Origin of the sequence: Serratia sp. CY32780 (assembly GCF_052169135.1) — a bacterium.
Lineage (GTDB): Bacteria > Pseudomonadota > Gammaproteobacteria > Enterobacterales > Enterobacteriaceae > Serratia > Serratia sarumanii.
Window position 1 is genome coordinate 46112 of sequence record NZ_JBJNLI010000004.1, and the last position, 23235, is coordinate 69346.

General features: G+C 61.6%; 23 protein-coding genes. 10 read left to right on the forward strand and 13 right to left on the reverse strand.

The features are described from left to right. Positions 1-5: 5 nt before the first annotated feature. Genes ftsX through ftsY form a run of 3 tightly spaced genes read right to left on the reverse strand, consistent with a single transcriptional unit; the run spans position 6 to position 3332 of the window. Positions 6-959, reverse strand: coding sequence for a permease-like cell division protein FtsX (gene ftsX / locus ACJ8HH_RS18005; protein ID WP_033636680.1), 954 nt, complete (start codon positions 957-959; stop codon positions 6-8). Beyond that, positions 949-1620: a cell division ATP-binding protein FtsE gene (gene ftsE / locus ACJ8HH_RS18010; protein WP_004934337.1), complete on the reverse strand. Its 672-nt coding sequence runs from the start codon at positions 1618-1620 to the stop codon at positions 949-951. Before ftsE ends, ftsX begins: the two co-directional genes overlap by 11 nt. Positions 1621-1625: 5 nt before the next feature. Further along, complete coding sequence (gene ftsY / locus ACJ8HH_RS18015) at positions 1626-3332, reverse strand: signal recognition particle-docking protein FtsY (protein WP_060451994.1); 1707 nt, start codon at positions 3330-3332, stop codon at positions 1626-1628. 242 nt (positions 3333-3574) lie between these two features. On the opposite strand from ftsY, the gene rsmD reads away from it, so the two are divergent. Both rsmD and ACJ8HH_RS18025 read left to right on the forward strand, forming a co-directional pair. Then, the gene (gene rsmD, locus ACJ8HH_RS18020) at positions 3575-4195 is read left to right on the forward strand and encodes a 16S rRNA (guanine(966)-N(2))-methyltransferase (protein ID WP_060451993.1); all 621 of its coding nucleotides are present in this window, start codon (positions 3575-3577) and stop codon (positions 4193-4195) included. Then, positions 4185-4457, forward strand: coding sequence for a DUF1145 family protein (locus ACJ8HH_RS18025; protein ID WP_004934327.1), 273 nt, complete (start codon positions 4185-4187; stop codon positions 4455-4457). The genes rsmD and ACJ8HH_RS18025 overlap by 11 nt, the downstream gene beginning before the upstream one ends. Positions 4458-4460: 3 nt before the next feature. Here ACJ8HH_RS18025 and ACJ8HH_RS18030 read toward each other — a convergent pair whose 3' ends face one another. After that, complete coding sequence (locus ACJ8HH_RS18030) at positions 4461-4817, reverse strand: DUF2500 domain-containing protein (RefSeq protein WP_033649654.1); 357 nt, start codon at positions 4815-4817, stop codon at positions 4461-4463. A gap of 159 nt (positions 4818-4976) precedes the next feature. On the opposite strand from ACJ8HH_RS18030, the gene ACJ8HH_RS18035 reads away from it, so the two are divergent. Beyond that, positions 4977-5603 (forward strand): lysoplasmalogenase, encoded by a 627-nt coding sequence (locus ACJ8HH_RS18035; RefSeq protein WP_033636676.1) that lies wholly within the window; start codon positions 4977-4979, stop codon positions 5601-5603. A gap of 42 nt (positions 5604-5645) precedes the next feature. On the opposite strand, the gene ACJ8HH_RS18040 is transcribed toward ACJ8HH_RS18035, so the two are convergent. Beyond that, complete coding sequence (locus ACJ8HH_RS18040; protein ID WP_038874139.1) at positions 5646-6023, reverse strand: AprI/Inh family metalloprotease inhibitor; 378 nt, start codon at positions 6021-6023, stop codon at positions 5646-5648. Positions 6024-6078: 55 nt separating this feature from the next. Further along, positions 6079-7542 carry a serralysin family metalloprotease gene (locus ACJ8HH_RS18045; protein ID WP_033636674.1) on the reverse strand — a complete coding sequence of 488 codons (1464 nt, stop codon included), beginning with the start codon at positions 7540-7542 and terminating at the stop codon, positions 6079-6081. A 681-nt stretch (positions 7543-8223) separates the two neighbouring features. Here ACJ8HH_RS18045 and ACJ8HH_RS18050 point away from each other — a divergent pair. Further along, positions 8224-10542: a zinc/cadmium/mercury/lead-transporting ATPase gene (locus ACJ8HH_RS18050; protein ID WP_039568114.1), complete on the forward strand. Its 2319-nt coding sequence runs from the start codon at positions 8224-8226 to the stop codon at positions 10540-10542. Between the two features lie 89 nt (positions 10543-10631). Here ACJ8HH_RS18050 and tusA read toward each other — a convergent pair whose 3' ends face one another. Further along, entirely contained in the window at positions 10632-10877 is a 246-nt protein-coding gene (gene tusA, locus ACJ8HH_RS18055) for a sulfurtransferase TusA (RefSeq protein ID WP_025304890.1), read from the reverse strand. A 220-nt stretch (positions 10878-11097) separates the two neighbouring features. On the opposite strand from tusA, the gene ACJ8HH_RS18060 reads away from it, so the two are divergent. The 3 genes from ACJ8HH_RS18060 (at position 11098) to ACJ8HH_RS18070 (ending at position 12877) form a co-directional block, all read left to right on the forward strand. Then, positions 11098-11757, forward strand: a complete 660-nt coding sequence (locus ACJ8HH_RS18060; RefSeq protein ID WP_033636672.1) for a 7-cyano-7-deazaguanine/7-aminomethyl-7-deazaguanine transporter — start codon at positions 11098-11100, stop codon at positions 11755-11757. 41 nt (positions 11758-11798) lie between these two features. Then, complete coding sequence (locus tag ACJ8HH_RS18065) at positions 11799-12233, forward strand: GNAT family N-acetyltransferase (RefSeq protein WP_060423401.1); 435 nt, start codon at positions 11799-11801, stop codon at positions 12231-12233. Between the two features lie 80 nt (positions 12234-12313). Further along, positions 12314-12877: a DcrB family lipoprotein gene (locus ACJ8HH_RS18070; RefSeq protein WP_033636670.1), complete on the forward strand. Its 564-nt coding sequence runs from the start codon at positions 12314-12316 to the stop codon at positions 12875-12877. Positions 12878-12912: 35 nt separating this feature from the next. On the opposite strand, the gene glpC is transcribed toward ACJ8HH_RS18070, so the two are convergent. The 3 genes from glpC to glpA are packed head-to-tail and all read right to left on the reverse strand — an operon-like array spanning position 12913 to position 17016. Next, a complete protein-coding gene (gene glpC / locus ACJ8HH_RS18075) occupies positions 12913-14112 on the reverse strand; it encodes an anaerobic glycerol-3-phosphate dehydrogenase subunit GlpC (protein WP_060423404.1) in 1200 nt (399 codons plus the stop codon). Beyond that, a complete protein-coding gene (gene glpB, locus ACJ8HH_RS18080) occupies positions 14109-15377 on the reverse strand; it encodes a glycerol-3-phosphate dehydrogenase subunit GlpB (RefSeq protein WP_060423407.1) in 1269 nt (422 codons plus the stop codon). Before glpB ends, glpC begins: the two co-directional genes overlap by 4 nt. Then, complete coding sequence (glpA, locus tag ACJ8HH_RS18085; RefSeq protein ID WP_033649645.1) at positions 15367-17016, reverse strand: anaerobic glycerol-3-phosphate dehydrogenase subunit A; 1650 nt, start codon at positions 17014-17016, stop codon at positions 15367-15369. Before glpA ends, glpB begins: the two co-directional genes overlap by 11 nt. A gap of 364 nt (positions 17017-17380) precedes the next feature. On the opposite strand from glpA, the gene glpT reads away from it, so the two are divergent. Both glpT and glpQ read left to right on the forward strand, forming a co-directional pair. Next, positions 17381-18736: a glycerol-3-phosphate transporter gene (glpT, locus tag ACJ8HH_RS18090; protein WP_033636663.1), complete on the forward strand. Its 1356-nt coding sequence runs from the start codon at positions 17381-17383 to the stop codon at positions 18734-18736. Between the two features lie 82 nt (positions 18737-18818). Next, complete coding sequence (gene glpQ / locus ACJ8HH_RS18095; RefSeq protein WP_033649644.1) at positions 18819-19898, forward strand: glycerophosphodiester phosphodiesterase; 1080 nt, start codon at positions 18819-18821, stop codon at positions 19896-19898. Between the two features lie 54 nt (positions 19899-19952). On the opposite strand, the gene yigL is transcribed toward glpQ, so the two are convergent. Further along, on the reverse strand, positions 19953-20750 hold the full coding sequence (gene yigL, locus ACJ8HH_RS18100; protein ID WP_033636660.1) for a sugar/pyridoxal phosphate phosphatase YigL: 798 nt from the start codon (positions 20748-20750) through the stop codon (positions 19953-19955). 4 nt (positions 20751-20754) lie between these two features. Beyond that, a complete protein-coding gene (gene pldB, locus ACJ8HH_RS18105) occupies positions 20755-21798 on the reverse strand; it encodes a lysophospholipase L2 (protein ID WP_060451992.1) in 1044 nt (347 codons plus the stop codon). 147 nt (positions 21799-21945) lie between these two features. Between pldB and rhtB the strand changes: the two genes are divergently transcribed. Continuing rightward, entirely contained in the window at positions 21946-22566 is a 621-nt protein-coding gene (rhtB, locus tag ACJ8HH_RS18110; protein ID WP_025304879.1) for a homoserine/homoserine lactone efflux protein, read from the forward strand. Between the two features lie 48 nt (positions 22567-22614). Here the strand turns inward: rhtB and rhtC are convergent, their stop codons facing one another. Then, a complete protein-coding gene (gene rhtC / locus ACJ8HH_RS18115; protein WP_060424200.1) occupies positions 22615-23235 on the reverse strand; it encodes a threonine export protein RhtC in 621 nt (206 codons plus the stop codon).

The window sequence follows — 23235 nt, forward strand, 5'->3', positions numbered from 1 at the left end:
AAATCTTACTGTGGTGTAAATCGGCGTAAATGTTGCACCGTCGCCAGCCAGGCGGCGATCCAACCGATCATCGCGGAGATGATCAGCAGCAACAGCGCCTCGTCCCAGCCCAGCCCGTGCAGGGTGAAGGTGGTGCCGAACACCTTGGCCACCCCGGCGACCACTGACTCCAGCTGCCACACCAGCGCGCCGGACAGCACCAGCGACAGCAGCGCGCCGGCAAAGCCGAGCATCGCCCCGCCGTTAAGGAACGGCCGCAGGATAAAACCGTCGGTGGCGCCGATCAGCTTCATCACGTTGATGGTGTCGCGGCGGCTGAAGATGCTCAGACGCACGCTGTTACCGATCACCAGGAACACCGCCACGATCATCAGCACGCCGATGATCGCCGCGATCTGGCCCGCCAACCCGGTCAGCGCCGCCAGGCGGGCAAACCAGCTGTCATCCATACGCACTTCTTCCACGCCCTGCACCGCCGCCACGCGATCGCGCAGGGTGTTGAGGGTATCCGAACTCTGGAAGCTCATCTTCGGCGTAACGATCGCCACCGCCGGCAACGGGTTCTCTTCCAACATGTCCAACGCACCGCCAAAGCCCGACCAGTTGCGGAACTCGCCGCGCGCTTCTTCACGCGACAGGTAATTCACCTTCTCCACGCCGGCTTCCGCCTTGATGGCGTCGAGTACTTTCAGCGCCGCGTCGTCGTCGAGCGATTTATCCAGGTAGACCGTCAGCTGCGGCGTCGGGTACCACTGGCTGGCCGCGGTGCTGACGTTTTTCCACACGATGTAGCACACGCTCGGCAGCGTCAGGGAGATGGCGATCACCATCACCGTCAACAGCGTCGCCAACGGCTGGCGCAGCATGTCTTTGATGGCGTTCATCCAGGCGTAACGCCACTGTTCGCGCCAGCCGCCGCGCAGCGCCTTGCTCTTGGCGGTTTTTGCGTTATTGGCCATGGTGAGCGCCCCCTTGCATGCGGCCCTGGCTCAGCGTCAGGATGCGGTAATTGCGGCGGGCGATAAGCCCGGTGTCGTGCGTCGCCATTAATACGGTGACGCCGACGCGGTTGAATTCTTCAAACAGGCGCAGAATGCCTTCCGACAGCGCGTCGTCCAGGTTGCCGGTCGGTTCATCCGCCAGCAACACCGCCGGCTTGTTCACCACCGCACGGGCGATGCCCACGCGCTGCTGCTCACCGCCGGACAGTTGAATCGGGAAGTTCTTCGCTTTATCCAGCAAACCGACCTTGTCCAGCGCGGCGGAGACGCGGCGGCGGATGTCTTCGGTACTGGCGCCGGCGATGATCAGCGGCATCGCCACATTGTCATACACCGTGCGATCCAGCAGCAGGTGGTGATCTTGGAAGATCATGCCGATCTGCCGACGCAGGAACGGCACCTCGCGGTTTTTCAAACGACTGATGTCGTGGCCGCCAAACCAGATGTGGCCGGCGCTGGGCCGTTCGATACCACAAATCAGTTTCAGCAGGGTACTTTTCCCCGCGCCGGAATGGCCGGTCAGAAACGCCATTTCCGCCGGGCGCAGATGGAAATCGACCCCCTGCAGCGCTTGCCGTCCGCCCAGATAAGCTTTACTGACCTGTTCAAAGCGAATCATCCGTATTAATCCTCTCGGGCAAAAAGTGCCTCAATAAAATCGTCAGCCTTAAACGGCCGCAAATCTTCGATGCCTTCCCCGACGCCGATATAGCGAATCGGGATACCGAACTGATCGGCGATGGCGAAGATCACCCCGCCCTTGGCGGTACCGTCCAGTTTAGTCAGCGTGATGCCGGTTAAGCCCACGGCCTCATTAAATAATTTCGCCTGGCTGACCGCATTCTGGCCGGTGCTGGCATCGAGCGTCAGCATAACCTCATGGGGGGCCTGGTCGTCCAGTTTTTTCATGACGCGGACGATCTTCTTCAGCTCTTCCATCAGGTGCGATTTGTTCTGCAGACGGCCGGCGGTATCGGCGATCAAGACATCGATGCCGCGCGCCTTGGCGGCCTGCACCGCATCGAAGATCACCGAAGCGGAATCCGCCCCGGTATGCTGCGCCACCACCGGAATGCGGTTGCGTTCGCCCCACACCTGCAGCTGCTCCACCGCCGCGGCGCGGAAAGTATCCCCCGCCGCCAGCATCACCGACTTGCCTTCCGACTGGAATTGGCGCGCCAGCTTGCCGATGGTGGTGGTTTTACCCACGCCGTTCACGCCGACCATCAGAATGACATACGGGGTTTTCCCGCTGACATCCAGCGGCTGATCGACCTTGGCCAGAATTTCGGACATTTCCTCCTTCAGCTTGCCATACAGCGCTTCGGCGTCTTTCAGCTGCTTGCGGCTGGCGTGCTGGGTCAGGGAGGTGATGATCTTGCGCGTGGTCTCCACGCCGACATCGGCGATCAGCAGCTGTTCTTCCAACTCGTCGAACAGGTCGTCGTCGATCTTTTTACCGCGGAACAGCCCCATAAAGCCGGAGCCGAGGTTTTGCTTGGTTTTCAGCAGGCTGCGCTTCAGGCGAGCGAAGAAACCCTCTTTGGTCGGCCGCTCCTGCTCTTGCGCAGCGGCCGGCACCACAGGTTCAAGCGGCGCTTCTTCTTCCGGCTCCGATTCTGGTTCGACGACCGGCTCGGGCTCAGCGGCTGGCTCGGGCTCAACAACCGGCTCGGGCTCGACAACCGGCTCGGGTTCAACGACCGGCTCAGGCTCGACAACCGGCTCAGGCTCAACAACTGGCTCAGGTTCAACGACCGGCTCTGGCTCGACAACCGGCTCGGGCTCAACGACCGGCTCGGGTTCAACGACCGGCTCAGGCTCAACAACTGGCTCGGGCTCGACAACCGGCTCGGGTTCAACGACCGGCTCAGGCTCAACGACCGGCTCAGGCTCAACGACCGGCTCAGGTTCAACCACCGGCTCAGGCTCAACAACTGGCTCGGGTTCAACGACCGGCTCGGGCTCAACCACCGGCTCGGGCTCGACGACCGGCTGCTGCTGCGCCACTACCTGCTCGGTCACGCTGACAATCTCTTCGGCCAACGCTTGCGCCGTCGGGTGTTCGGCCGCCGCCGGCAGGTTTTCCGCGATGGGTTCGCCGGCCTGGCCGCTATCCCACTCTCCCGGGGTGTCGACGGAGGCGGCAGGTTCAGATTCCTGGGCGGGGAGCTTGTCATCCAGCTTGGCGGTGGCCGGTTCAGCCGGCGTCTCCGCGGCCTGAGGCTCCGCCTGCTCTACCGGCTGCTCAGGTTGCTGTTGCTCTTCTTCCTTTTCCTTCTGGCCAAACCCCAGCCAGGAGAAAAACCCACGTTTCTTATCTTTTGCCATGTTATGACTCTACTCCGTACCGAAGGCTCGCTTACCCTACATACCTGAAGGATATATGCTGACAATAATCCGCCGAGTCTATCACTTTCCCTCGCGCAGCAACACGCATCCGGCACGCTTTCCAGTGTGAAATCAGACAACAAAGTTTTACCGTTCCCCCCGAAGCCCGTCACCGGTAGAATAGGGGCAACTTTTTGTTAACCTCTACGGCTCCGCGCCGCAAAAGAAATCAAACAACGCTTATGACAAGACTCTCGCCACGGGCGGCGGCCAAAAAACCGCCCCAGGCCGCAGCCGGACAGATCCGCATCATCGGCGGCCAATGGCGCGGTCGCAAGCTTCCGGTGCCGAACAGCCCGGGGCTGCGCCCCACCACCGATCGGGTGCGCGAAACCCTGTTCAACTGGCTGGCGCCGGTGATTCAGGGCGCGCGCTGCCTGGACTGTTTCGCCGGCAGCGGCGCATTAGGGCTGGAAGCGCTGTCGCGCTACGCCGGCAGCGCCACGCTGTTGGAATTCGAACGGCCGGTGGCGCAGCAGCTGGAAAAAAATCTGGCGCTGCTGCAGGGCAAGGGGGTGGTTATCAACACCAACGCGCTGAGCTGGCTGGCGGGCGAGGGCCAACCGTTCGACGTGGTGTTCCTCGATCCGCCGTTTCGCAAAGGCCTGCTGACGGAGACCGCCTTGCTGCTGGAGCAGCGTGGCTGGCTGGCCGACGAGGCCTGGATCTATGTAGAAGCCGAGGCAGAAAGCGCCGCGGCGGACGTGCCTGCCAGCTGGCAGCTGCACCGGGAGAAGGTCGCCGGCCAGGTGGCCTATCGCCTTTATATTCGTTCGCAAGAGAAAACCGACCATGCTGATTAATCTGGGCCGTCTGCTGATGCTGTGCGTGTGGGGCTTCCTGCTCTCTAACCTGTTCCATCCTTTTCCCAAGCCGCTGAAGTATTTCATCGACGTGGCGCTGTTCTTTATGGTGGTGATGCACGGCCTGCAGCTGGTGCTGTTGAAATCCACCCAGCCGAAGGATCAGCCAATCAGCTACTGGCAAGAAGCCAAGATCTTTATCTTTGGCGTGTTCGAGCTGCTGGCCTGGCAAAAGAAACAGCCGCCCATCAAGAAGAAATGACCGCTACGGCTGAACGCTGAAAGAGACGAAGCGCGTGCCCTGCATGTTCAACGTGCCCTGCGCGCCTTTTTCTATCGGGTTGTATTGCCACTGTTTCAGCCGAAGCGTGATGTCTTCACCGCCCTGGTTCGGGCTGAACACCACCTCGTAATACATCGGCTCATTGACCAGCGGTTCGCGCTGCGGCGCGCGGGTCCTGGCGACCGGGAAGCTGCGCTTGTCGCTCACCGTCACCTGCAGGCTGCGCATCGGCGCGCGATCGTTTTCCGCCTCCCGCTGGCGCTGTTTGAAGTAGCGTTGCGTGGCCAGCACGGCGATCAGCGCAATCACGGCGACAAAAAATAACGGTGGTTTGCTCATCGGTTTCCCATTTCCTTCACGGCCAAATCGGCGTAAACATAGCATTCTCAAGAAAGCATTGTCGATCGTCGGCAGGCTACCTACACTGAAATAAGAAGTGACATTGGTGACAGTTTGGAGCCGGTTGTTGCGGCTCCCTCATGCATAAGGAAGACATAAATGAGTTGGCCGTTCCTTGCCGTATTCTTTTCCGGTTGGCTGTTCGTCGACGCCTCATACCGTGGCCCGCGCTGGCAGCGCTGGGTGTTCAAACCCGTCACGCTGCTGCTGCTGTTGCTGTTGGCCTGGCAGGCGCCGGTGCTCGGCGCAGCAGGTTATCTGATCGTGCTCGGCCTGCTGGCGACGCTGATCGGCGACGCGCTGCTCCTGTTGCCGCGCGAGCGGGTGCTGTACGCCATCGGCGCCTTTTTCCTGTCCCATCTGCTGTATACCCTGAGCTTCGCCAGCCAGATGACGTTCAGCCTGTTCTGGCCGTTGCCGCTGGCGCTGCTGGCGATCGGCGCGTTGCTGCTGGCCACCCTTTGGACCCGGCTGGAAGAGATGCGCTGGCCGATCGTCACCTACGTGGCGATGACGCTGCTGATGGTCTGGCTGGCGGGCGAGCAATATTTCCTGCGCAGCACCGATTTCGGCTTCTCGCTGCTGACCGGCACCTCGCTGCTGCTGCTGGCCAACGTGGTTTGGCTGCTCAACCGCTACCGTTTCACCTTCCGCGCGGCGGACGCCATCGTGGCTTTCTGTTACTTCTCCGGCCACTTCCTGATCGTGCGTTCGCTCTACCTGTAACTCTCTGCCGCGGGTTCGGCGCGCCGAACCCGTTTTTCATTATCAAGCCAGCGCTTTCAACGTCAGGGCATCATCGGCGCCCAGCTGATTGCGATACAGATCGCCGTCGCGCGAGAAGAACGCCAGCGTGCTGCCATCCGCCCGCAGCAGAGCGATGCCGTCCGGCGCCGGGCGCCAGCCCACGACTTCCGCCGCAAACACGCTTTGCAAACACCGTTGCCGATCCACCAGCTGATAGCCGTTGGTTTCACTTTGCTCATTCGCCAAAAACTCGATTTGGCATTGCCGCTCGCTGTCGGCCACCTGCCATTGCCCCGCCAGCGACTGCGCGGTCGGCAGCGCCAGGCTGCCGGCCATGACCGCACTTGTCACCATCATGCCGCCCGCCGCCAAAGCGGTGCGCGTTAAAGTACCTTTCATACCGGGCTCCCGCATCACGCCCGGCCGAGACTGCGCCGGGCGTTCCGTTGCTGTGTTACACGATAAAGTCAGTGGCGACGTCAACCTGGCCGACGATTTTCACCAGGAAGTCCGGCGCCTGATGGCCACCGATATTCACCGACAAATCGGTCACGTTGTTGGAAGCGTTGTAGCTCAGCAGCGCTTCGCCGGCCGTGCCGCTGAAGTGATCGACGAAGTGAATGAAATCGCTGCTCTGCGCCTCTTTGTTGAAGAACGACAGGTCAATTTTGTCGATCCCTTTCTGGAAGTCGCGGATCCAGTCTGAAGCGCCCGGTGCGGAATCGCCGGCGGCAGAGAACACGAAGATGTCTTTGCCGGCACCGCCCCACAGCTCATCCGCCCCGCCGCCGCCGAACAGCACGTCGTTACCCGCGCCGCCTTTCAGCACGTTGTTGGCCGCGTTGCCGACAATCACGTCGTTGCCGGAACCGCCAATGGCGTTCTCGATGGTCACACCGGCAGCGATCGAGACGTTGCCCTTCAGGCCACCCACATCGGAGAACGATTTCTCGTTCAGGTTGATGCGCTGGTTAGCGGTGTAACCGGAGAAATCGAAGGTATCGTTACCGCCCGCATCCCAGGCCGCAAAGATCACTTTCTGCGAGTTGCTGGTGGTGCTGAGGAAGTCGCGACCGGTGTTGGAGTTAAAGCCGTACACGGTGTCGCCGGTGCGGGTCGACAGGTTGGCGCCATACAGATGCTGAATGGCGGCAATGTCATCCAGCAGCGGAGCCGCGGCATAGTGGCCGCCGTTGTCGCCACCGGTGTTGGTTTCACTCCAGTAGCTCATCAGGCTGAACTGGCGGGTATCCTCCGCATAGGTGACGTCGCGATAGGTCGGGTTACCCTCACCGGCGTTGTAGTCGCCCGGGTGGCTCAGGCCCAGCGCATGGCCAATCTCATGGGTGAACGTCTGACGGCCGTAGTCTTCGGTCGCCGGATGCTTCACGTTGGATTGGTTGACGTTGTACCAGGTCTGGCCACCCAGATCCTGGCCCTGCCAAATGGTGTTCGGCAGGAAGGCGTAGGCCTGGGTGCCGTAATCATAGTGGCCGGGACGATCCTGGCTGTAGTTGCCGAAGGTGATGTTGGCCTTTTGTCCGGCCGCCACTTCGGTGAAGGTGATATTGGCGACGTCGGCCCAGGACTGCAGCGACAGCTTAGCCTGCTGCTGCTGTTCCGCGCTGAACTTGCTCAGCCCGGTGTCGCCGGCGACGTTGGTGGAAGAGAACTTATAGTCCGGGAAGGAGAAGGTTAATTTGACCGGCTGGCCAAATACCTTGTAACCGTTCCAGGTTTGGTTCTCACGGGTAATAAACAGCCCAGCTTGCTCGTTAGAAAATGAATCCTTGCCATTAATCTGAATCCCGTTGCCCCGCTCATGATAATGCAGCAGGTCGTCTACAGCATCGTAGCCGGTTGTCGCGGCCGCAAGGCTGGATTCAGTAATTTCAATTGCCTTTTTAGTAGATTGCATTGGTTCGATTCCACTCATTACCTGATTGATATCAATCAGACAGATAGACATAACCTCCCCGTAAGCCACGGTTAATGAACCTCAGGCTTGCTGGAAGGGGCTTATGCGCCGTTGCCGGCAGTGTGTTAGGTAGAATTAATGCATATATATCAGCAAATAAGATCACCATTAAAAATGGTAATCGATTCCAATTATAGGCAGGGTCGCAAAACTGCACATAAAATAATCAACCATTTATTATCGCAACGAAAGTTTGTTATGCTGCTTTTTTGGCTTCTTTACAAAACAAATGAAACTTGATGAGGAGAAGTTGGCACCAAACTTCAATAGCAATGCGGCCTGCAGACTCAAGCGAATCATGCTGGCTTTCCCTAGGGTAAAAGGTAAATTTTGCTAAAGCGTTATAGATTAATAACTCTTTATTATTAGGTCGGGCGATTTTTTAGTTTCTATAGGAATATTATTTTCTTATTTAAACTATCGGCGGCGAGCCTGTTTCCCCAAATAGGGGATAAGAAAAGCCGATAGATTAAAATTCGCATTATTCATTATTGAATGAATCCCCCTTTCTACGCTTGAACGCCGTTAGCAATAATTCTCATCCGGCGCTTGACTCTGGAGTGGACTCCAGGGTGTAGAGTCAACTGAGCAAACCCGTTTAACAGCCCGAAGGGGGACGTTATGCACAATCAGCAAAACCATAATCATCAGGAACATCACCACGCCGAAGGCGGATGCGGCTGCAACCACAGCCACAGCAAAACGCAGCATGGCTGCAGCAGCGAACCGAAAAACGCCGCCGCGCAGGCCGAACAGGCCCACCATCATCACGATCATGGCGATAGCGGCTGCTGCGCCGCCACGCCCGACGATCCGGACGAGGAAAGCGACAGGCTGGCCGCCGCTCCCCCTTCCGGCAGCCAACGTTTCAGTTGGAAAGTCACCGGCATGGACTGCCCCAGCTGCGCCAAGAAAATCGAAAATGCCGTCACCGCACTCCCCGGCGTCGACAGCGCGCGGGTGCTGTTTGCGACCGAGAAACTGGTAGTCGACGCACAGTCCGACATCAGCCTGCGGATCCAGGACGCGGTCGCCCAGGCCGGCTTTACCCTGCTCGGCACTCAGAACGCCAAAGCCGCCGCGCCGAAAACCTCACGCTTCGGCGAATTCGCACCGCTGCTGCTGTTAACTACCCTGATGGTCGTCAGCTGGGTGCTGGATCGGGTTAACCCGGAGCTGGGGCGCATCGCCTTTATCGCCACCACGCTGGTCGGATTGGCGCCGGTCGCCGCCAAGGCGCTGCGTTTGATCCGCTCCGGCACACCATTCGCCATCGAAACGCTGATGAGCGTGGCGGCCATCGGCGCGCTGTTCATCGGCGCCACCGCCGAAGCGGCGATGGTGCTGCTGCTGTTTATGGTCGGCGAACTGCTGGAATCCTACGCCGCCAACCGCGCGCGACGCGGCGTGACGGCGCTGATGGAGCTGGTGCCGGAAGACGCGCTGCTGCTGCAAGGCACGGAACGCAAACGCGTGCCGGTCGCCAGCCTGCGCCCTGGCGACGTGATTGAAATCGCGCCCGGCGGGCGCCTGCCGGCCGACGCCGAGCTGCTCAATCCGTTCGCCAGCTTCGACGAAAGCGCCCTGACCGGCGAATCGGTGCCGGTCGAGCGCCAGCAGGGCGAGAAAGTGGCCGCCGGCAGCCTGTCCGTCGATCAGGCGGCGCAGATGAAGGTGATCTCCGAGCCCGGCAAAAACGCCATCGACCGCATTCTGCAGCTGATTGAAGAGGCCGAAGAGCGCCGCGCGCCGATCGAACGCTTCCTCGACCGGTTCAGCCGTTATTACACCCCGGCCATTATGCTGCTGGCCGTCGCGGTGATCCTGCTGCCGCCGCTGCTGTTCTCGCAGCCGTGGGATACCTGGATCTATCGCGGCCTGACGCTGCTGCTGATCGGCTGCCCATGCGCATTGGTGATCTCGACCCCGGCGGCCATTACATCCGGGCTGGCGGCCGCCACGCGGCGCGGCGCGCTGATTAAAGGCGGCGCGGCGCTGGAGCAACTGGGCCAGATACAAACCATCGCCTTCGATAAAACCGGCACCCTGACCGAAGGCAAGCCGACGGTGACCGACGTGCTGCCGATCGGCGCGCTCACCGAACAGCGGCTGCTGCAGCTTGCCGCCGCGGTGGAGGCCGGTTCACATCACCCGCTGGCGCAGGCGATCATCAACCGCGCCGCCGCAAGCGGGGCCGAGTTGCCGCTGGCGCAGGCGCGCCGCGCGCTGGCCGGCGTCGGCGTGGAAGGGATCGTGGACGGCAAGACCGTGCTGATCAGCGCGCCGGGCAAGCTGGCGCCGGGCCTGCTCGACGTTCAATGGCAGAGCAAGGTAGACAAGCTGGAAAACGCCGGTAAAACGGCGGTGGTGGTGCTGGAAGACGGCGCGCCCATCGGCTTGCTGGCGCTGCGCGACACGCTGCGCAGCGACGCCAAACAGGCGATAGCCGAACTGAACGCGCTGGGTATTCGCGGCGTGATGCTGACCGGCGACAACCCGCGTGCCGCCGCGGCGATCGCCGGCGAGCTGGGCCTCGACTATCGCGCTAGTCTGTTGCCGGAAGATAAGGTCAACGCGGTCACCGAGCTGAGCGAACTGCGCCCGACGGCGATGATCGGCGACGGCATCAACGACGCCCCGGCGATGAAAGCCTCCAGCATCGGCATCGCCATGGGCAGCGGCACCGACGTGGCATTGGAAACCGCCGACGCCGCCCTGACCCACAACCGGCTGCTGGGCGTCGCTGAGATGATCCGCATCTCGCGCGCCACCCACGCCAATATCCGGCAAAACATCACCATCGCGCTGGGGTTGAAAGGGGTCTTCCTGATCACCAGCCTGCTGGGGCTGACCGGTTTGTGGCTGGCGGTGCTGGCGGACTCCGGCGCCACCGCGCTGGTCACCGCCAACGCGCTGCGGCTGTTGAGAAAGCGCAGCTAAGTTCGGAAACCAATACGGGCGCGGCATAGCGCGCCCGTTGTCATTTCGGGGAAAGGGACTTTTCCTTCATCAACACGACCGTGTCGCCGTTATACACCTTTACGCAGCAGATAACGGTATGGCGCCTGCTCGGTCTCCTGCGCTACCAGCGTGTGCTCCATAAAGCGGCAGAACCCCGGAATATCGCGGGTGGTGGCCGGATCGTCGGCGATAATCAGCAGCGTTTCGCCGTTGTCCATATGGCGCACGGTTTTGCGCACCATCATCACCGGTTCCGGGCAACGCAGGCCCAGCGCGTCGAGCGTCTGGTCTGCCTGGGCAAATAAGTCAGTCATGCAATTTTTCTCGTTCAAAAACGATCGGCGAACGCTCGCCGCATCTCATTAGCGCCTAGTTTACGCCGGTAGTTTTTCTGCGCAAGATGCGTTAACGTTTGCGTTAAATTTAACCATTGCATTGGTTGCGCAAACGCGTATCATGCCGCCGCGCAGCGTTTTTTGCTGTTTTGACAAGACACACTGGGTTCCCTTACCCCACTGCTAAAAAGGCTACAATATGTATTCGTTTACCGCACAGCAGCGCTTCACGGCGTTGGTCTGGCTTTCGCTGTTTCATATCGCCATCATTACCTCCAGCAACTACCTGGTGCAGTTGCCGATCACCGTTTTCGGCTTCCATACCACCTGGGGCGCCTTTACCTTCCCGTTTATCTTCCTCGCAACCGATCTGACCGTGCGCATTTTCGGCGCGCCGCTGGCGCGGCGGATTATCCTGGCGGTGATGGTGCCGGCGCTGTTCATCTCTTACGTGATCTCCACCGTCACCTATCAGGGAGAATGGCAGGGCTTCGCGGCGCTGGGCAGTTTTAACCTGTTCGTGGCGCGCATTGCCGTGGCCAGCTTTATGGCCTACGTACTCGGCCAGATCCTCGACGTTCACGTCTTTAACCGCCTGCGCCAACGCAGCGCCTGGTGGGTGGCGCCGGCGGCGGCGATGTTCTTCGGCAATATCAGCGATACGCTGGCGTTCTTCTTCATCGCCTTCTACAAGAGCAGCGATCCCTTCATGGCCAACAACTGGGTGGAGATCGCGCTGGTGGATTACAGCTTCAAGGTGATGATCTGCCTGCTGTTCTTCCTGCCGATGTACGGCGTGTTGCTGAACATGCTGCTCAAACGCATCGCGGCGCGCAGCGGCAGCCTGCAGCCGGGCTGAGCCGTGTTATTCTGGGCGGCCCTATCCTTTGGAGGCCGCCCATGATCCCAATCGTCCGCATCGCCACGCTCGAAGAAATCCACCGCCTTTACCAACGCATCCCCGAATTCGGCGGCCTGCATAGCCTGGCCGATCTGCAGCGGCGCATCGGCGGTGCCCCCGCCAGCCTGTTGATCGCCGACATCGACGGCCAGCCGGCCGGTTTCAAACTCGGTTATCAACAGCGGGAAACGGTGTTTTACAGCTGGCTGGGCGGCGTGCTGCCGGCATTTCGTCGCCACGGCGTGGCGCAGGCCTTGTTGGCCGAACAAGAGCGCTGGGCGCGGGCGCAGGGCTATCGCCGGCTGACAGTCAAAACCCGTAACCGGTTCCGCGCCATGCTGACGATGCTGCTCGCCCACCACTATCAGATTGTTCAGCTGGAAAAGAAAGGCGAAGTGGCTGATTATCGGCTATTACTGGAGAAAAACTTGTGACAACATCTGCCTTGCATTTCAACCTGGAATAGGTTGCGATACGACAGTGAATCCCTACCGGAAAGGAAGAAGGAAGCCCGATGCGTAAAGTAGCGAAATTGATGGGTATCAGCCTGCTGGCGCTTGGCCTCGCGGCCTGCGACGGCGACACCAAAGACACCAAGGCAGCGTCTGACGGCGCGGCGGCCAGCGCGCCGGCCGGGCAGCAGGTCAGCCTGCTGGACGGTAAACTGGCGTTCACCCTGCCGGTCGGCATGGCGGATCAGAGCGGCAAGCTGGGCAACCAGGCCAACAACATGCATGTTTACGCAGACAGCACCGGCCAGCGCGCGGTGATCGTGATCCTGGGCGACAAGACCGCCGACAGCCTGGAGACCCTGGCCAAGCGCCTGGAGAATACCCAGCGCGCGCGTGACGCCAACCTGCAGGTGATCACCAACAAGGCGCTCGACGTCAACGGCGTGCCGCTGCGTCAGCTGGACAGCATCATCACCAGCGGCGGCGAAAAAGCCTATTCCTCCGTCCTGATCGGCTCGCTGAACAACAACATGCTGACCATTCAGGTGACGCTGCCGGCGGACAATCAGCAGCAGGCGCAGGCCGAAGCCGAAGGCATCATCTCCACCCTGAAGCTGAAGCAGTAATCCCACAGAGGGCCGGCTTGCCGGCCCTCTCGTTTTTATACCAGCGCCTGCGCCAGCAGGGTGATCGGATGCTCGCAGCGCTTGCTGGTGGACATTTCTATCTGCCATTTGCAGGTCTCGCAGTCGGTCACCACCAGATCCACTCCGCTCTCTTCGATCTGCCGGAACAGCGGCGCGCCGATGCCTTGCGAGGTGGCGTAGTTCTCCGATTTGAACCCGTAGGTGCCGGCGATGCCGCAGCACTGCGAATCCAGCACCACCAGCTCCAGCTCCGGTATCTGCCGCAGCAGCTCCAGCGTGTAGGCGGTCCAGCCCATCTTCTCCATATGGCAAGGCGTGTGATAAGCCACCCGCAGCGGCGTGCGCTTCAGCGGCAGGCTGCGCCCCTGATTGATCAGGCGATAGAGATAGCGCGTCGCCAGCTCCACCCGATCGCGCACCGGAGTGGTGTCCACGTCCAGCAGATGAGGATATTCGTCGCGCAGGGTGAAGGTGCAGCTCGATGAGGTCGCCACCACCGGGATGCCGCGCTCCAGCACCGCTTCATGCAGCGACTCGGCGTTAACCCTGGCCTGCTTTTTGGCCTGCTCGATAAACCCGTTGGCGATCAGCGGCACGCCGCAGCATTTCTCGCGTTTCAGCAGCTGCACGCCGATATCCAGCGCGTTGAATACCCGGATCAAATCCTTGCCCAGCTGCGGATGGTTATAGTTGACGAAGCAGCCGTGGAAAAACGCCACCTGCTCGGCATAGCGCCGCTGGGCCTGCGCCTGTTGCCGGTACCAGCGGCGGAAGGTGCCGAACGAGTATTTCGGCAGTTCTCGCCGGTGATCGATCTTCAGCGCCTTGTCCAGCAGCTTGCGCACCGGTTTCAGCCCGGTAGCGGCGTTGACGATCGGCGCGAACGGCGTCGACAGCGAGCCCATGATGTCGGTGTGGCTGAGGATGGCGTCGCGCAGCGTCGGCTTGCTCTGGGCGAAGTCGGCGCGGGCGCGCTGAATGATATCGCCGATTTTGACGTCGGACGGGCAGGCCACTTCACAACGTTTGCAGTTGGTGCAGTATTTCAAGGCTTCGTCGTACAGCGCCGGATCTTTCAGCCGCAGCCGCTCGCCGTCCGGCCCCGCCTGTTTCGGCCCCGGATAGAGCGGGTTCACTTTGGCGACCGGGCAATAGGTGGTGCAGACGGTGCATTTGATGCAGCTTTCAAAGCTGTGGTCCTGATGCAGGCTCATGCGTTTTCCTCCGCGGCGATCTGCTGCGCGACGTGCAGCGCACCGATCAATGACACGCCGGCGCCGCAGCCTTGCTGCAGCGGATCGTAGCCGCCGGCGACCGCGCCGATGGCGTACAGATTGTCGAACGGCATGCCCTGCTTCATCGCCCGCAGCCTGCCGTCGGTGCGCACGCCAAACTGCAAATAAGGCTGCGGCGCGAACAGCTCGCGCCGGCTCCAGTCGGCGCGATCCGCGCGGCTGTGTACGTCCAGCCCGAAGATCGGCTCGCGCACCCCGTCGAAATCCGCCACCAGCCCGTTGCTGAAGAAGCTGCCGCTGGCCAACACCACCTGCTGCGCCCGCAGCGGAATATCACCGTGGTTGCGGGTATACAGGCCCGTGACGCGGCCGGCTTCGCACTCGGCGCGCAGCACGCTGTCGCCGGGCATGAAAACGCCGCCCAGCTGTTGAAAACGCCGCCGCAGCGCCTGATGCAAGCGCATGCCGGGCACCGAAGGCGGCAGCGTCGGCAGCAGCCGGATCGGCTTGCCGACCGCATCCTGCAGCACCGCCAGCGACGCGTCGTCCTCCAATCCCAAACAGGCCGGCAGGAAGAGCGCGTCGGCTGCCCCCGCCAACCGCCGCAGTTCCTCGGCCATTGGCGGCAGGCTTTCCATCAAATCCAGCACCCGGGCGATGTTTACCGCGCGGAACTCGCTGGGGTTATTGCGCAATCTGTCCAGCGCCGGCATGTGCAGATAGGCCACCTCCGTCTCTACGCCGAGCTCCCGGCTCAGAGAGTCGGCGGCCATCTGCGGCTGGAAGTCGAGGAAGCCTTCGATGCCGATCACCGCAATGCGCCGCCACGGCAGTTGGCCGGTCAGCGGCAGCGTCGGGATCGCCTGCGGGCTGAGCCAGGTGGCGCGGCGCGTGCCGAGCGGCGTAATGCGCAGATGGTTGTTGGTGCCCTCGCCCTGCAGGTTCAGCCCGCAGCGCTCCAACAGCCGCTGCGCGGCGGCGGACAGCGTCGCCACCCGGCCGGGCCCGATCAGGGCATACGGATGCTGCGGCGCCTGCTGCGCCAGCTGCGGTAGCGCCGCCAGCGGCATCTCGACCGGCGTGCCGTCCGGCAATCTCGCCAGCAGGTCGAGCGAGCCGGAGGAGAAGTAGAGCGCGCTCTGGCCGGAACTGACCACCGCACAGCGCTTGCCCTGTTCGGCCACGGCAATGGCGCAGCTCAGGCCCGCCAGGCCGCCGCCAATCACCACTACGTCAAATCGCATCATCCGCCTCCTGCTCCTTGTCGGCCTGGGCCTCAAGCCCGCATAGCCCCTGGTAAACCCAGCTGGTAAATTCACTCTCGCGCAGCGCATCGCCCCAGGCGATCGGCCGTACGCCTTTCCACCGTTCGTTGAGGAACTGCGACAGCTGCGCGATGGACTGCTGCGGCGTGCTGACGTTAAAGCGCGTCAACAGCCCGGCGGCGCGGCAGGCACAGAGTTCGCCCTGGCAGGTGCCCATGCCGACGCGGGTGCGGCGGCGCAGATCCACCAGGTTATTGACGGTCAGCGAGTTGACCGCATAGCGCACTTCCCCGGCGGTCACCGCCTCGCATTCGCACACCAGGCTGGTGTCGAGCCGATCGGCCGCCGGCACCTGGCTGGCGCGATCGCCGTGGCGGTAAATTGCCGAGCCGCGAATGCTGGCGGGCAGAGAAACCACGCTGCGCACCGTCTCCTCCGCCGACTGGCGGGAGCCGGGCAACGCATCCTGCGCGGTGGTGCACGGGCGGTTTACGCCAAGCTTTTCGCACACCTTGTCGGTGGCCCACTCCGCCATCAGGCGGTAGGTCATCAGCTTGCCGCCGGTGATGGTGATAAACCCTTCCAGCCCGTCGCGGGCGGCGTGATCGAGCAGCACGATGCCGCGGCTGACGTTGCGCCCGCTGGGGTCGTCGTCGCTGGCCACCAGCGGCCGCACCCCGGCGTAGGCGCGCAGAATGCGGGTCTGCGCCAGGGTGGGCGCCAACAGCGCCCCCTCGCGGATCAGAATGTCCACTTCCTGCGGGGTCACCAGCATGTTGTCAATTTGGTCGTAGTCGATATGGGTCGAGGTAGTACCGATCAGCGAGATGGTGTCGCCCGGCACCAAGATGTCGGCGTCCGCCGGTTTGCGGCAGCGGTTGATCACCATGTTGTTGATGCGGTGGCCGAGGATCAGCAGCGCCCCCTTGGCCGGGAACATGCGGATGCGCAAATCGGCGTATTCGGCGATCTGCTGGCCCCAGATGCCGGCGGCGTTGACCACCACCGGCGCATGCAGCGCATAGCGCCGCTGATTCTGATGGTCGTAAACGCGCACGCCCGTCACCCGATCGCCGCTGCGCAACAATCCCACCACCTGGTGGTAGGTCAGGATCTGCGCGCCATGTTCGCGCGCGTCCAACATGTTGGCGGCGGTCAGCCGGAAGGGATCGACGGTGCCGTCCGGCACGCGCACCGCGCCGATCAGCGCCGGGTTAGCCGCCGGCTCCAGCCGCAGCGCCAGCTGCGGGTCGATCGCTTCGGCGCCGATGTCGGCCTGGCGACAGGCGGCGATAAACTGTTGCTGATAGTCCAGTGAGTCCTGCGGCAGGGTGATGAACAGCCCATCGGTGCGCTCGATGCAGTGGTGGGCGATGCGTTTCAGGATGCGGTTCTCTTCGATGCACTCGCGCGCCGACTCGCCGTCGGTCACCGCATAGCGCGCGCCGCTGTGCAGCAAACCGTGGTTGCGGCCGGTGGCGCCGGTGGCGATGTCGTGGCGCTCCAGCAAAATGCAGCGCAAGCCGCGCCGCGCGCAGTCGCGGGCGATGCCTGCGCCGGTGGCGCCGCCGCCGATGATGATCACATCCGTTTCGCCGCCGTCAAAATAGCTGCTCATGTCGCTCCCTCAGGATCGGTAGTTATGAGCCTATTGAGCCACGGTTATAAGGGTCTTTGTTTGATAAGGAACAAGAACGAACATCAAACGAAATAAAAATGTCCACAAAAAACCATCAATGTGATCATAATCACGATTTTTGGACGTTTTTCTATTTCATAACGTTAACGAATCGCTCAAAATCCGCCGTGGTTTCATAAAAGTGTAACAATTGCGCCATTCGTCACAGCGACACCAGGCGTATTTGACGACAATGGCGCTCGTTATGGAACACAAAAACACCACATTCGATATCCGCTCAATCATCAAATGAACGTAAAAGGTCATATTGATGTGATAACAGATAAAGCCATCGGAGGCGCTCATGTTGAGTATTTTTAAGCCGGCCGCACACATCGCCCGTGTGCCGAGCGATAAGGTAGACCCGCTCTACCGTAAGCTGCGCTGGCAAATTTTCCTGGGGATCTTCTTCGGTTACGCCGCTTACTATCTGGTGCGTAAGAACTTCACCCTGGCCATGCCTTACCTGATCGAACAAGGCTTCAGCCGCGGTGACCTCGGCTTCGCGCTGTCGGGCATTTCCATCGCCTACGGCTTCTCCAAATTCATCATGGGTTCGGTCTCCGACCGTTCCAACCCGCGAGTGTTCCTGCCTGCCGGCCTGATCCTGGCGGCGGCGGTGATGTTGTTCATGGGCTTCGTGCCGTGGGCCACCTCCAGCATCGCCATCATGTTCGTCCTGCTGTTCCTGTGCGGCTGGTTCCAGGGCATGGGTTGGCCGCCGTGCGGCCGCACCATGGTGCACTGGTGGTCGCAGAAAGAACGCGGCGGCATCGTCTCCATCTGGAACTGCGCCCACAACGTGGGTGGCGGCCTGCCGCCGCTGCTGTTCCTGCTGGGCATGGCCTGGTTCAACGACTGGCACGCTGCACTGTACATGCCGGCCTTCGGCGCCATCCTGGTGGCCCTGATCGCCTTCGGCCTGATGCGCGACACCCCGCAATCCTGCGGCCTGCCGCCGATTGAAGAGTACAAAAACGACTATCCGGACGACTACAGCGAAAAAGACGAAGAAGAGCTGACCGCCAAGCAGATCTTCATGCAGTACATCCTGCCGAACAAGCTGCTGTGGTACATCGCGGTCGCCAACGTGTTCGTCTATCTGCTGCGTTACGGCATTCTGGACTGGTCGCCGACCTACCTGAAAGAAGTGAAGCACTTCGCGCTGGACAAGTCTTCCTGGGCCTACTTCCTGTATGAATACGCCGGTATCCCGGGCACCCTGCTGTGCGGCTGGATGTCGGACAAAGTGTTCAAAGGCAACCGCGGCGCCACCGGCGTGTTCTTCATGACGCTGGTGACCATCGCCACCGTGGTGTTCTGGATGAACCCGCCGGGCAACCCGACCGTGGACATGATCTGTATGCTGGTCATCGGCTTCCTGATCTACGGCCCGGTGATGCTGATCGGCCTGCACGCGCTGGAGCTGGCGCCGAAGAAAGCCGCCGGCACCGCCGCGGGCTTCACCGGCCTGTTCGGCTACCTGGGCGGCTCGGTCGCGGCCAGCGCCATCGTCGGCTACACCGTAGACTTCTTCGGTTGGGACGGCGGCTTCATGGTGATGATCGGCGGCGGCGTGCTGGCGGTTATCCTGCTGCTGCTGACCATGCTGAACGAAAAGAAACACCACGCGGAAATCGCTGCCGGCAAACGCGGCTAACCGTCACACGACTTTTGCATGATTTAAAGGCCGCCCTGCGGCCTTTTTACTACCCTGCCCCCAACAACACGGAGAAAACGGAATGCGGACTCAAGTCAAAGCCCTGCTGACAGGGATCATTCTCGCTACCTCAATGGTCAGCGCCGCGCAGGCGGCGGACAAAGTGGTGATCGCCCACCGCGGCGCCAGCGGCTACCTGCCGGAACACACCCTGCCGGCGAAGGCGATGGCCTACGCGCAGGGCGCCGATTACCTCGAACAAGATCTGGTGATGACCAAAGACAACGAGCTGGTGGTGCTGCACGACCATTACCTCGATCGCGTCACCGACGTCGCCGAACGCTTCCCGGATCGCGCGCGCAAGGACGGCCGTTATTACGCCATCGACTTTACGCTGGCGGAGATCAAATCGCTGAAGTTCACCGAAGGCTTTGAAATCGAAAACGGCAAGAAGGTGCAGGGCTACCCTGGCCGCTTCCCGATGGGCAAATCCGACTTCCGCGTACACACCTTCCAGGAAGAGATCGAGTTCGTGCAGGGTCTGAACCATTCGACCGGCAAGAACATCGGCATCTACCCTGAAATCAAGGCGCCGTGGTTCCACAAACAGGAAGGCAAGGACATCTCCAGCAAAGTGCTGGCGGTGCTCAAGCAATACGGCTACACCGGCAAAAACGACAACGTCTACCTGCAGTGCTTCGACGCCAACGAGCTCAAACGCATCAAGAACGAGCTGGAGCCGAAGCTGGGCATGGATCTGAAGCTGGTGCAGCTGATCGCCTATAACGACTGGCAGGAAACCTACGAGCAGAAAGCCGACGGCAAGTGGGTAGAATACGACTACGACTGGATGTTCAAGCCGGGCGCGATGCAGAAAATCGCTCAGTATGCCGACGGCATCGGGCCGGACTACCACATGCTGGTGGTGGCGGATAAATCCAAGCCGGGCCACATCGTGCTGACCGACATGGTGAAAGAAGCGCACGCCAGCAAGCTGGCGGTACATCCGTTCACCATCCGCGCCGATGCGCTGCCGAAGTACGTGACCGACGTGAACCAGCTGTATGACGTGATTTACAACCAGGCCGGCGTCGACGGCGTATTCACCGACTTCCCGGACAAGGGCGTGCAGTTCCTGCAGAAGCAGGGCCAGCACAAGTAATGCCAAGGGCGCCGCAAGGCGCCCTTGTTATTTCCGAGAAACGCCCGGGTTATGTCAGAGGAACATCTTGCGCAGGTAGTGCGGCACCGCGTTATCGACGTTGGAGCCGATCACTTCCAGCTCCGGCAACATATCCTTCAAGCGCTGATGCGCGTCACGCATGATGCAGCCCTTGCCGGCCATCGACAGCATCTCCAGATCGTTCATGCCGTCGCCGAAGGCGATGCACTCTTGCAGCGTATAGCCGATGATCTTGGCCACTTCTTCCAGCGCATGCCCTTTCGACACGCCGCCCGCCATCACTTCCAGGCAGGTCGGGAACGAGAAGCTGACGTTGACCCGATCGCCCCAGCGCGCGTTGATGGCGTCTTCCACCTGCAGCAGCCGCTCGTGATCTTCGCAGGTGAAGTAGACCTTGCAGACGCCGTCGGTTTCCAGCAGGCCCGGTTCGAACAGCTGGTATTTGAACACCGACTCCTGGAAGAATTCTTCCTGCTCCGGGCTTTCGCGGTTGGTAAACCAATCATCGTTGCGGTAGACGTTGGTGGTGATCTCCGGATCGTCGTGCAGCATGCCGTACAGATCGCGGGCGATATCCTCGTCCAGGTTGTGGCTGAAAATCAGCTCGCCGGCGGTGTTGTGCACCCGCGCGCCGTTGGAGGTGATCATAAAGGCGCTGATCTCCAGGCTGTCGCGGATCTGCGCCACGTCGATATGGTGGCGGCCGGTGGCGAACACGAAATGCACGCCGCGCTGGGTCAGCAACTTCAGCGTTTCTTTGGCGTACGGCGACAGGGTATGGTCGGGAGACAGCAGCGTGCCATCTAAATCGGAAGCGACGACGTGATACATAGCGTTATGTTCTAACCTCTGATGGAGTTGTCGGCGGCAGCGCGCCGCCTAAGTGTTGAGCAAAGAAGCGCAGGATTGCGTTCAGTGCTTCGGCGCGCATCGCGTCCCGCTCGAACAGGATCTCATGGCGTGCGCCGTTGATAACCCACGGGAGCCCCCCTTCGCAAGGGCGCCCCGCGTCTGACAGAGCCTGACAAAAAGCCTGATGCGAACGGTTGTCGACCACCCGTTCCTCACCGGCCTGCAAAAGCAACAGCGGCGTTGTTATCTCCCCGGCCTGAGCGATAATCTGCCGGCCGGCGCGGATGCTCTCCCGCACCCAATGGTAGGTCGGCCCGCCCACCTGCAGCTCGGGGTAATCGGCGTAATAGCGCAGGCTGCGCCGATAGCGCTCGCGGCTGTGGGTCAACACGTTGACCACATAGGGCAACGGACGCCACTGGCCGGTGCCCACCGCGTAATAGTCGCGGATCGCCGGGCGCGTCTCCACCCAGTCGAGAATACGGTCGGCCAGCCAATCCGGCATCGGCAACTGGATGCCGAACATCGGCGCGCAAAACGCCGCCGCGTCGAATGCCTGCGGCCGACGCTGCAGGAACTGCGCCAGGATCGCGCCGCCCATCGAATGCGCCAGCGCGAAGCGCTGCCGATAACCGCGCGATTCGACCTCGCGCTGCCAAAGCTGCTCGAAATCGTCCACGTAGTCGGCGAAGTTTACCACATGACCGCGGTGCGTATCCGCCAGTAAACGACCGGAGCGCCCCTGGCCGCGATGATCGACGATCACCACGTCGTAACCGCAGTGGAACAGATCGTAGGCCACCTCGGGGTATTTCACGTAGCTTTCGATGCGGCCGGGGCTGACCACCACCACCCGCTGATGTCGCGCGGAGCGAAAACGCACAAAGCGGATCGGCACGCCGTCCACGCCGCTGAACTCGCCCTCTTCCCGCAGCCGCCAGAAGTCCAGCAGCGGCCCGGTGGCGAAGGCAGCGAACTGCGTTTCACGCGTTAACCAGTCATCGGAGCTGAGAGTGAACGAGGTCATCGAGAGCGTTTTCCCTGTGGGGCCGGCGGAAAATGTGACCGCTGGCACAAGAAATCATACTAGCGTATTGTGATTCAATTCTTACAAAAAACGGCGCCGCCTCGGCGCATTGTGGCACAAAACGACACTTTCAGGGAGCCGAGAACCATGACCTTGGACTGGTGGTTAACCTACCTGCTGACCACGCTTATCCTCAGCCTGTCCCCCGGCTCAGGCGCCATCAACACCATGAGCACCGGCATCAGCCACGGCTATCGCGGCGCCGCCGCGTCGATCGCCGGGCTGCAGGTCGGTCTGAGCGCGCACATCGTACTGGTGGGCATCGGCCTCGGCGCGCTGATTTCTCAATCGCTGCTGGCGTTCGAGCTGCTGAAATGGCTGGGCGCCGCCTACCTGGTGTGGCTCGGCATCCAGCAATGGCGCGCCGCCGGGGCGCTGGATCTGCATGCGCTGGCGGGCAGCATGCCGCGCCGCCGTCTGTTCCGCCGCGCGGTGCTGGTCAACCTGACCAACCCGAAAAGCATCGTGTTCCTCGCTGCGCTGTTCCCGCAGTTCATCTTGCCCAATCAGCCGCAGGCCGAGCAGTATCTGGTGCTCGGCGTCACTACCGTGGTGGTGGATATTCTGGTGATGATCGGTTACGCCACCCTGGCGACGCGCATCGCCGGCTGGCTGAGAACGCCGCGCCAGATGCAGCTGCTCAACCGGGTGTTCGGTTCGCTGTTCATTTTGGTGGCGGGGCTGCTGGCGACCGCCCGCAAAGCCTGACAAAAAAGGCCGGGCATCGCTGCTCGGCCTTGGGCATATCACCGCCGGTCAGCGGGTAAAGATCAGGTGTAACCCGAAGCCGGTAAACAGCACGCCCGCCACCCCGTCGATCCACTTGGCCAACCGCTGGTAGCCGCGGCGCATCGCCGGCAGCGCGAACACCACCGCCACCAGGCTGAACCAGACGAAGGTCTCGGCGACGATCAGCAGGAACAGTCCCCAGCGCGCCCCGGCGCCGACGCTGTCGCCGACGAACAGTGAGAACACGCTGCCGAAATAGATCACCGCTTTCGGGTTGGACAGATTGGTCAGGAAGCCGCGAATAAAGCTGCGCCCGGCCTTCGGCAACGCCACCTGAGTCTCCGCCGCCGGCTGCGCTTGCTGCGCCCGCGCGGAACGCAGCAGCTGCCATCCCATCCAGCACAGGTACATGCCGCCGCCGACCATGATGATCTGATGCAGCCAGGCCATCTTCTGCAGGATCAGATGCAGCCCCATCAACGCCACGCCGGCCCACACCACGATGCCGAGCGAAATACCGACCACGCCCATCATCGCCTCGCGGCGCGAGCGGCTGGCGGCGGTTTGCGACACGAAAAAGAAGTCCGGCCCCGGGCTCATCAGCGCAATCAGATGTACCAGCGCCACGGTAAGAAACAGCATCAGCAT

Bases quoted from the DNA above. Each gene is read 5' to 3' on its own strand.
- ftsE (WP_004934337.1), bottom strand. From the start codon at position 1,620: ATGATTCGCTTTGAACAGGTCAGTAAAGCTTATCTGGGCGGACGGCAA.
- glpQ (WP_033649644.1), top strand. From the start codon at position 18,819: ATGCGGACTCAAGTCAAAGCCCTGCTGACAGGGATCATTCTCGCTACC.
- ACJ8HH_RS18070 (WP_033636670.1), top strand. From the start codon at position 12,314: ATGCGTAAAGTAGCGAAATTGATGGGTATCAGCCTGCTGGCGCTTGGC.
- ACJ8HH_RS18040 (WP_038874139.1), bottom strand. From the start codon at position 6,023: ATGAAAGGTACTTTAACGCGCACCGCTTTGGCGGCGGGCGGCATGATG.
- ACJ8HH_RS18035 (WP_033636676.1), top strand. From the start codon at position 4,977: ATGAGTTGGCCGTTCCTTGCCGTATTCTTTTCCGGTTGGCTGTTCGTC.
- ACJ8HH_RS18025 (WP_004934327.1), top strand. From the start codon at position 4,185: ATGCTGATTAATCTGGGCCGTCTGCTGATGCTGTGCGTGTGGGGCTTC.
- ACJ8HH_RS18065 (WP_060423401.1), top strand. From the start codon at position 11,799: ATGATCCCAATCGTCCGCATCGCCACGCTCGAAGAAATCCACCGCCTT.
- rhtB (WP_025304879.1), top strand. From the start codon at position 21,946: ATGACCTTGGACTGGTGGTTAACCTACCTGCTGACCACGCTTATCCTC.
- ftsY (WP_060451994.1), bottom strand. From the start codon at position 3,332: ATGGCAAAAGATAAGAAACGTGGGTTTTTCTCCTGGCTGGGGTTTGGC.
- rhtC (WP_060424200.1), bottom strand. From the start codon at position 23,235: ATGCTGATGCTGTTTCTTACCGTGGCGCTGGTACATCTGATTGCGCTG.
- glpC (WP_060423404.1), bottom strand. From the start codon at position 14,112: ATGAGCCTGCATCAGGACCACAGCTTTGAAAGCTGCATCAAATGCACC.
- glpT (WP_033636663.1), top strand. From the start codon at position 17,381: ATGTTGAGTATTTTTAAGCCGGCCGCACACATCGCCCGTGTGCCGAGC.
- glpA (WP_033649645.1), bottom strand. From the start codon at position 17,016: ATGAGCAGCTATTTTGACGGCGGCGAAACGGATGTGATCATCATCGGC.
- glpB (WP_060423407.1), bottom strand. From the start codon at position 15,377: ATGCGATTTGACGTAGTGGTGATTGGCGGCGGCCTGGCGGGCCTGAGC.
- ftsX (WP_033636680.1), bottom strand. From the start codon at position 959: ATGGCCAATAACGCAAAAACCGCCAAGAGCAAGGCGCTGCGCGGCGGC.
- pldB (WP_060451992.1), bottom strand. From the start codon at position 21,798: ATGACCTCGTTCACTCTCAGCTCCGATGACTGGTTAACGCGTGAAACG.
- ACJ8HH_RS18050 (WP_039568114.1), top strand. From the start codon at position 8,224: ATGCACAATCAGCAAAACCATAATCATCAGGAACATCACCACGCCGAA.
- tusA (WP_025304890.1), bottom strand. From the start codon at position 10,877: ATGACTGACTTATTTGCCCAGGCAGACCAGACGCTCGACGCGCTGGGC.
- ACJ8HH_RS18060 (WP_033636672.1), top strand. From the start codon at position 11,098: ATGTATTCGTTTACCGCACAGCAGCGCTTCACGGCGTTGGTCTGGCTT.
- yigL (WP_033636660.1), bottom strand. From the start codon at position 20,750: ATGTATCACGTCGTCGCTTCCGATTTAGATGGCACGCTGCTGTCTCCC.
- ACJ8HH_RS18030 (WP_033649654.1), bottom strand. From the start codon at position 4,817: ATGAGCAAACCACCGTTATTTTTTGTCGCCGTGATTGCGCTGATCGCC.
- rsmD (WP_060451993.1), top strand. From the start codon at position 3,575: ATGACAAGACTCTCGCCACGGGCGGCGGCCAAAAAACCGCCCCAGGCC.
- ACJ8HH_RS18045 (WP_033636674.1), bottom strand. From the start codon at position 7,542: ATGCAATCTACTAAAAAGGCAATTGAAATTACTGAATCCAGCCTTGCG.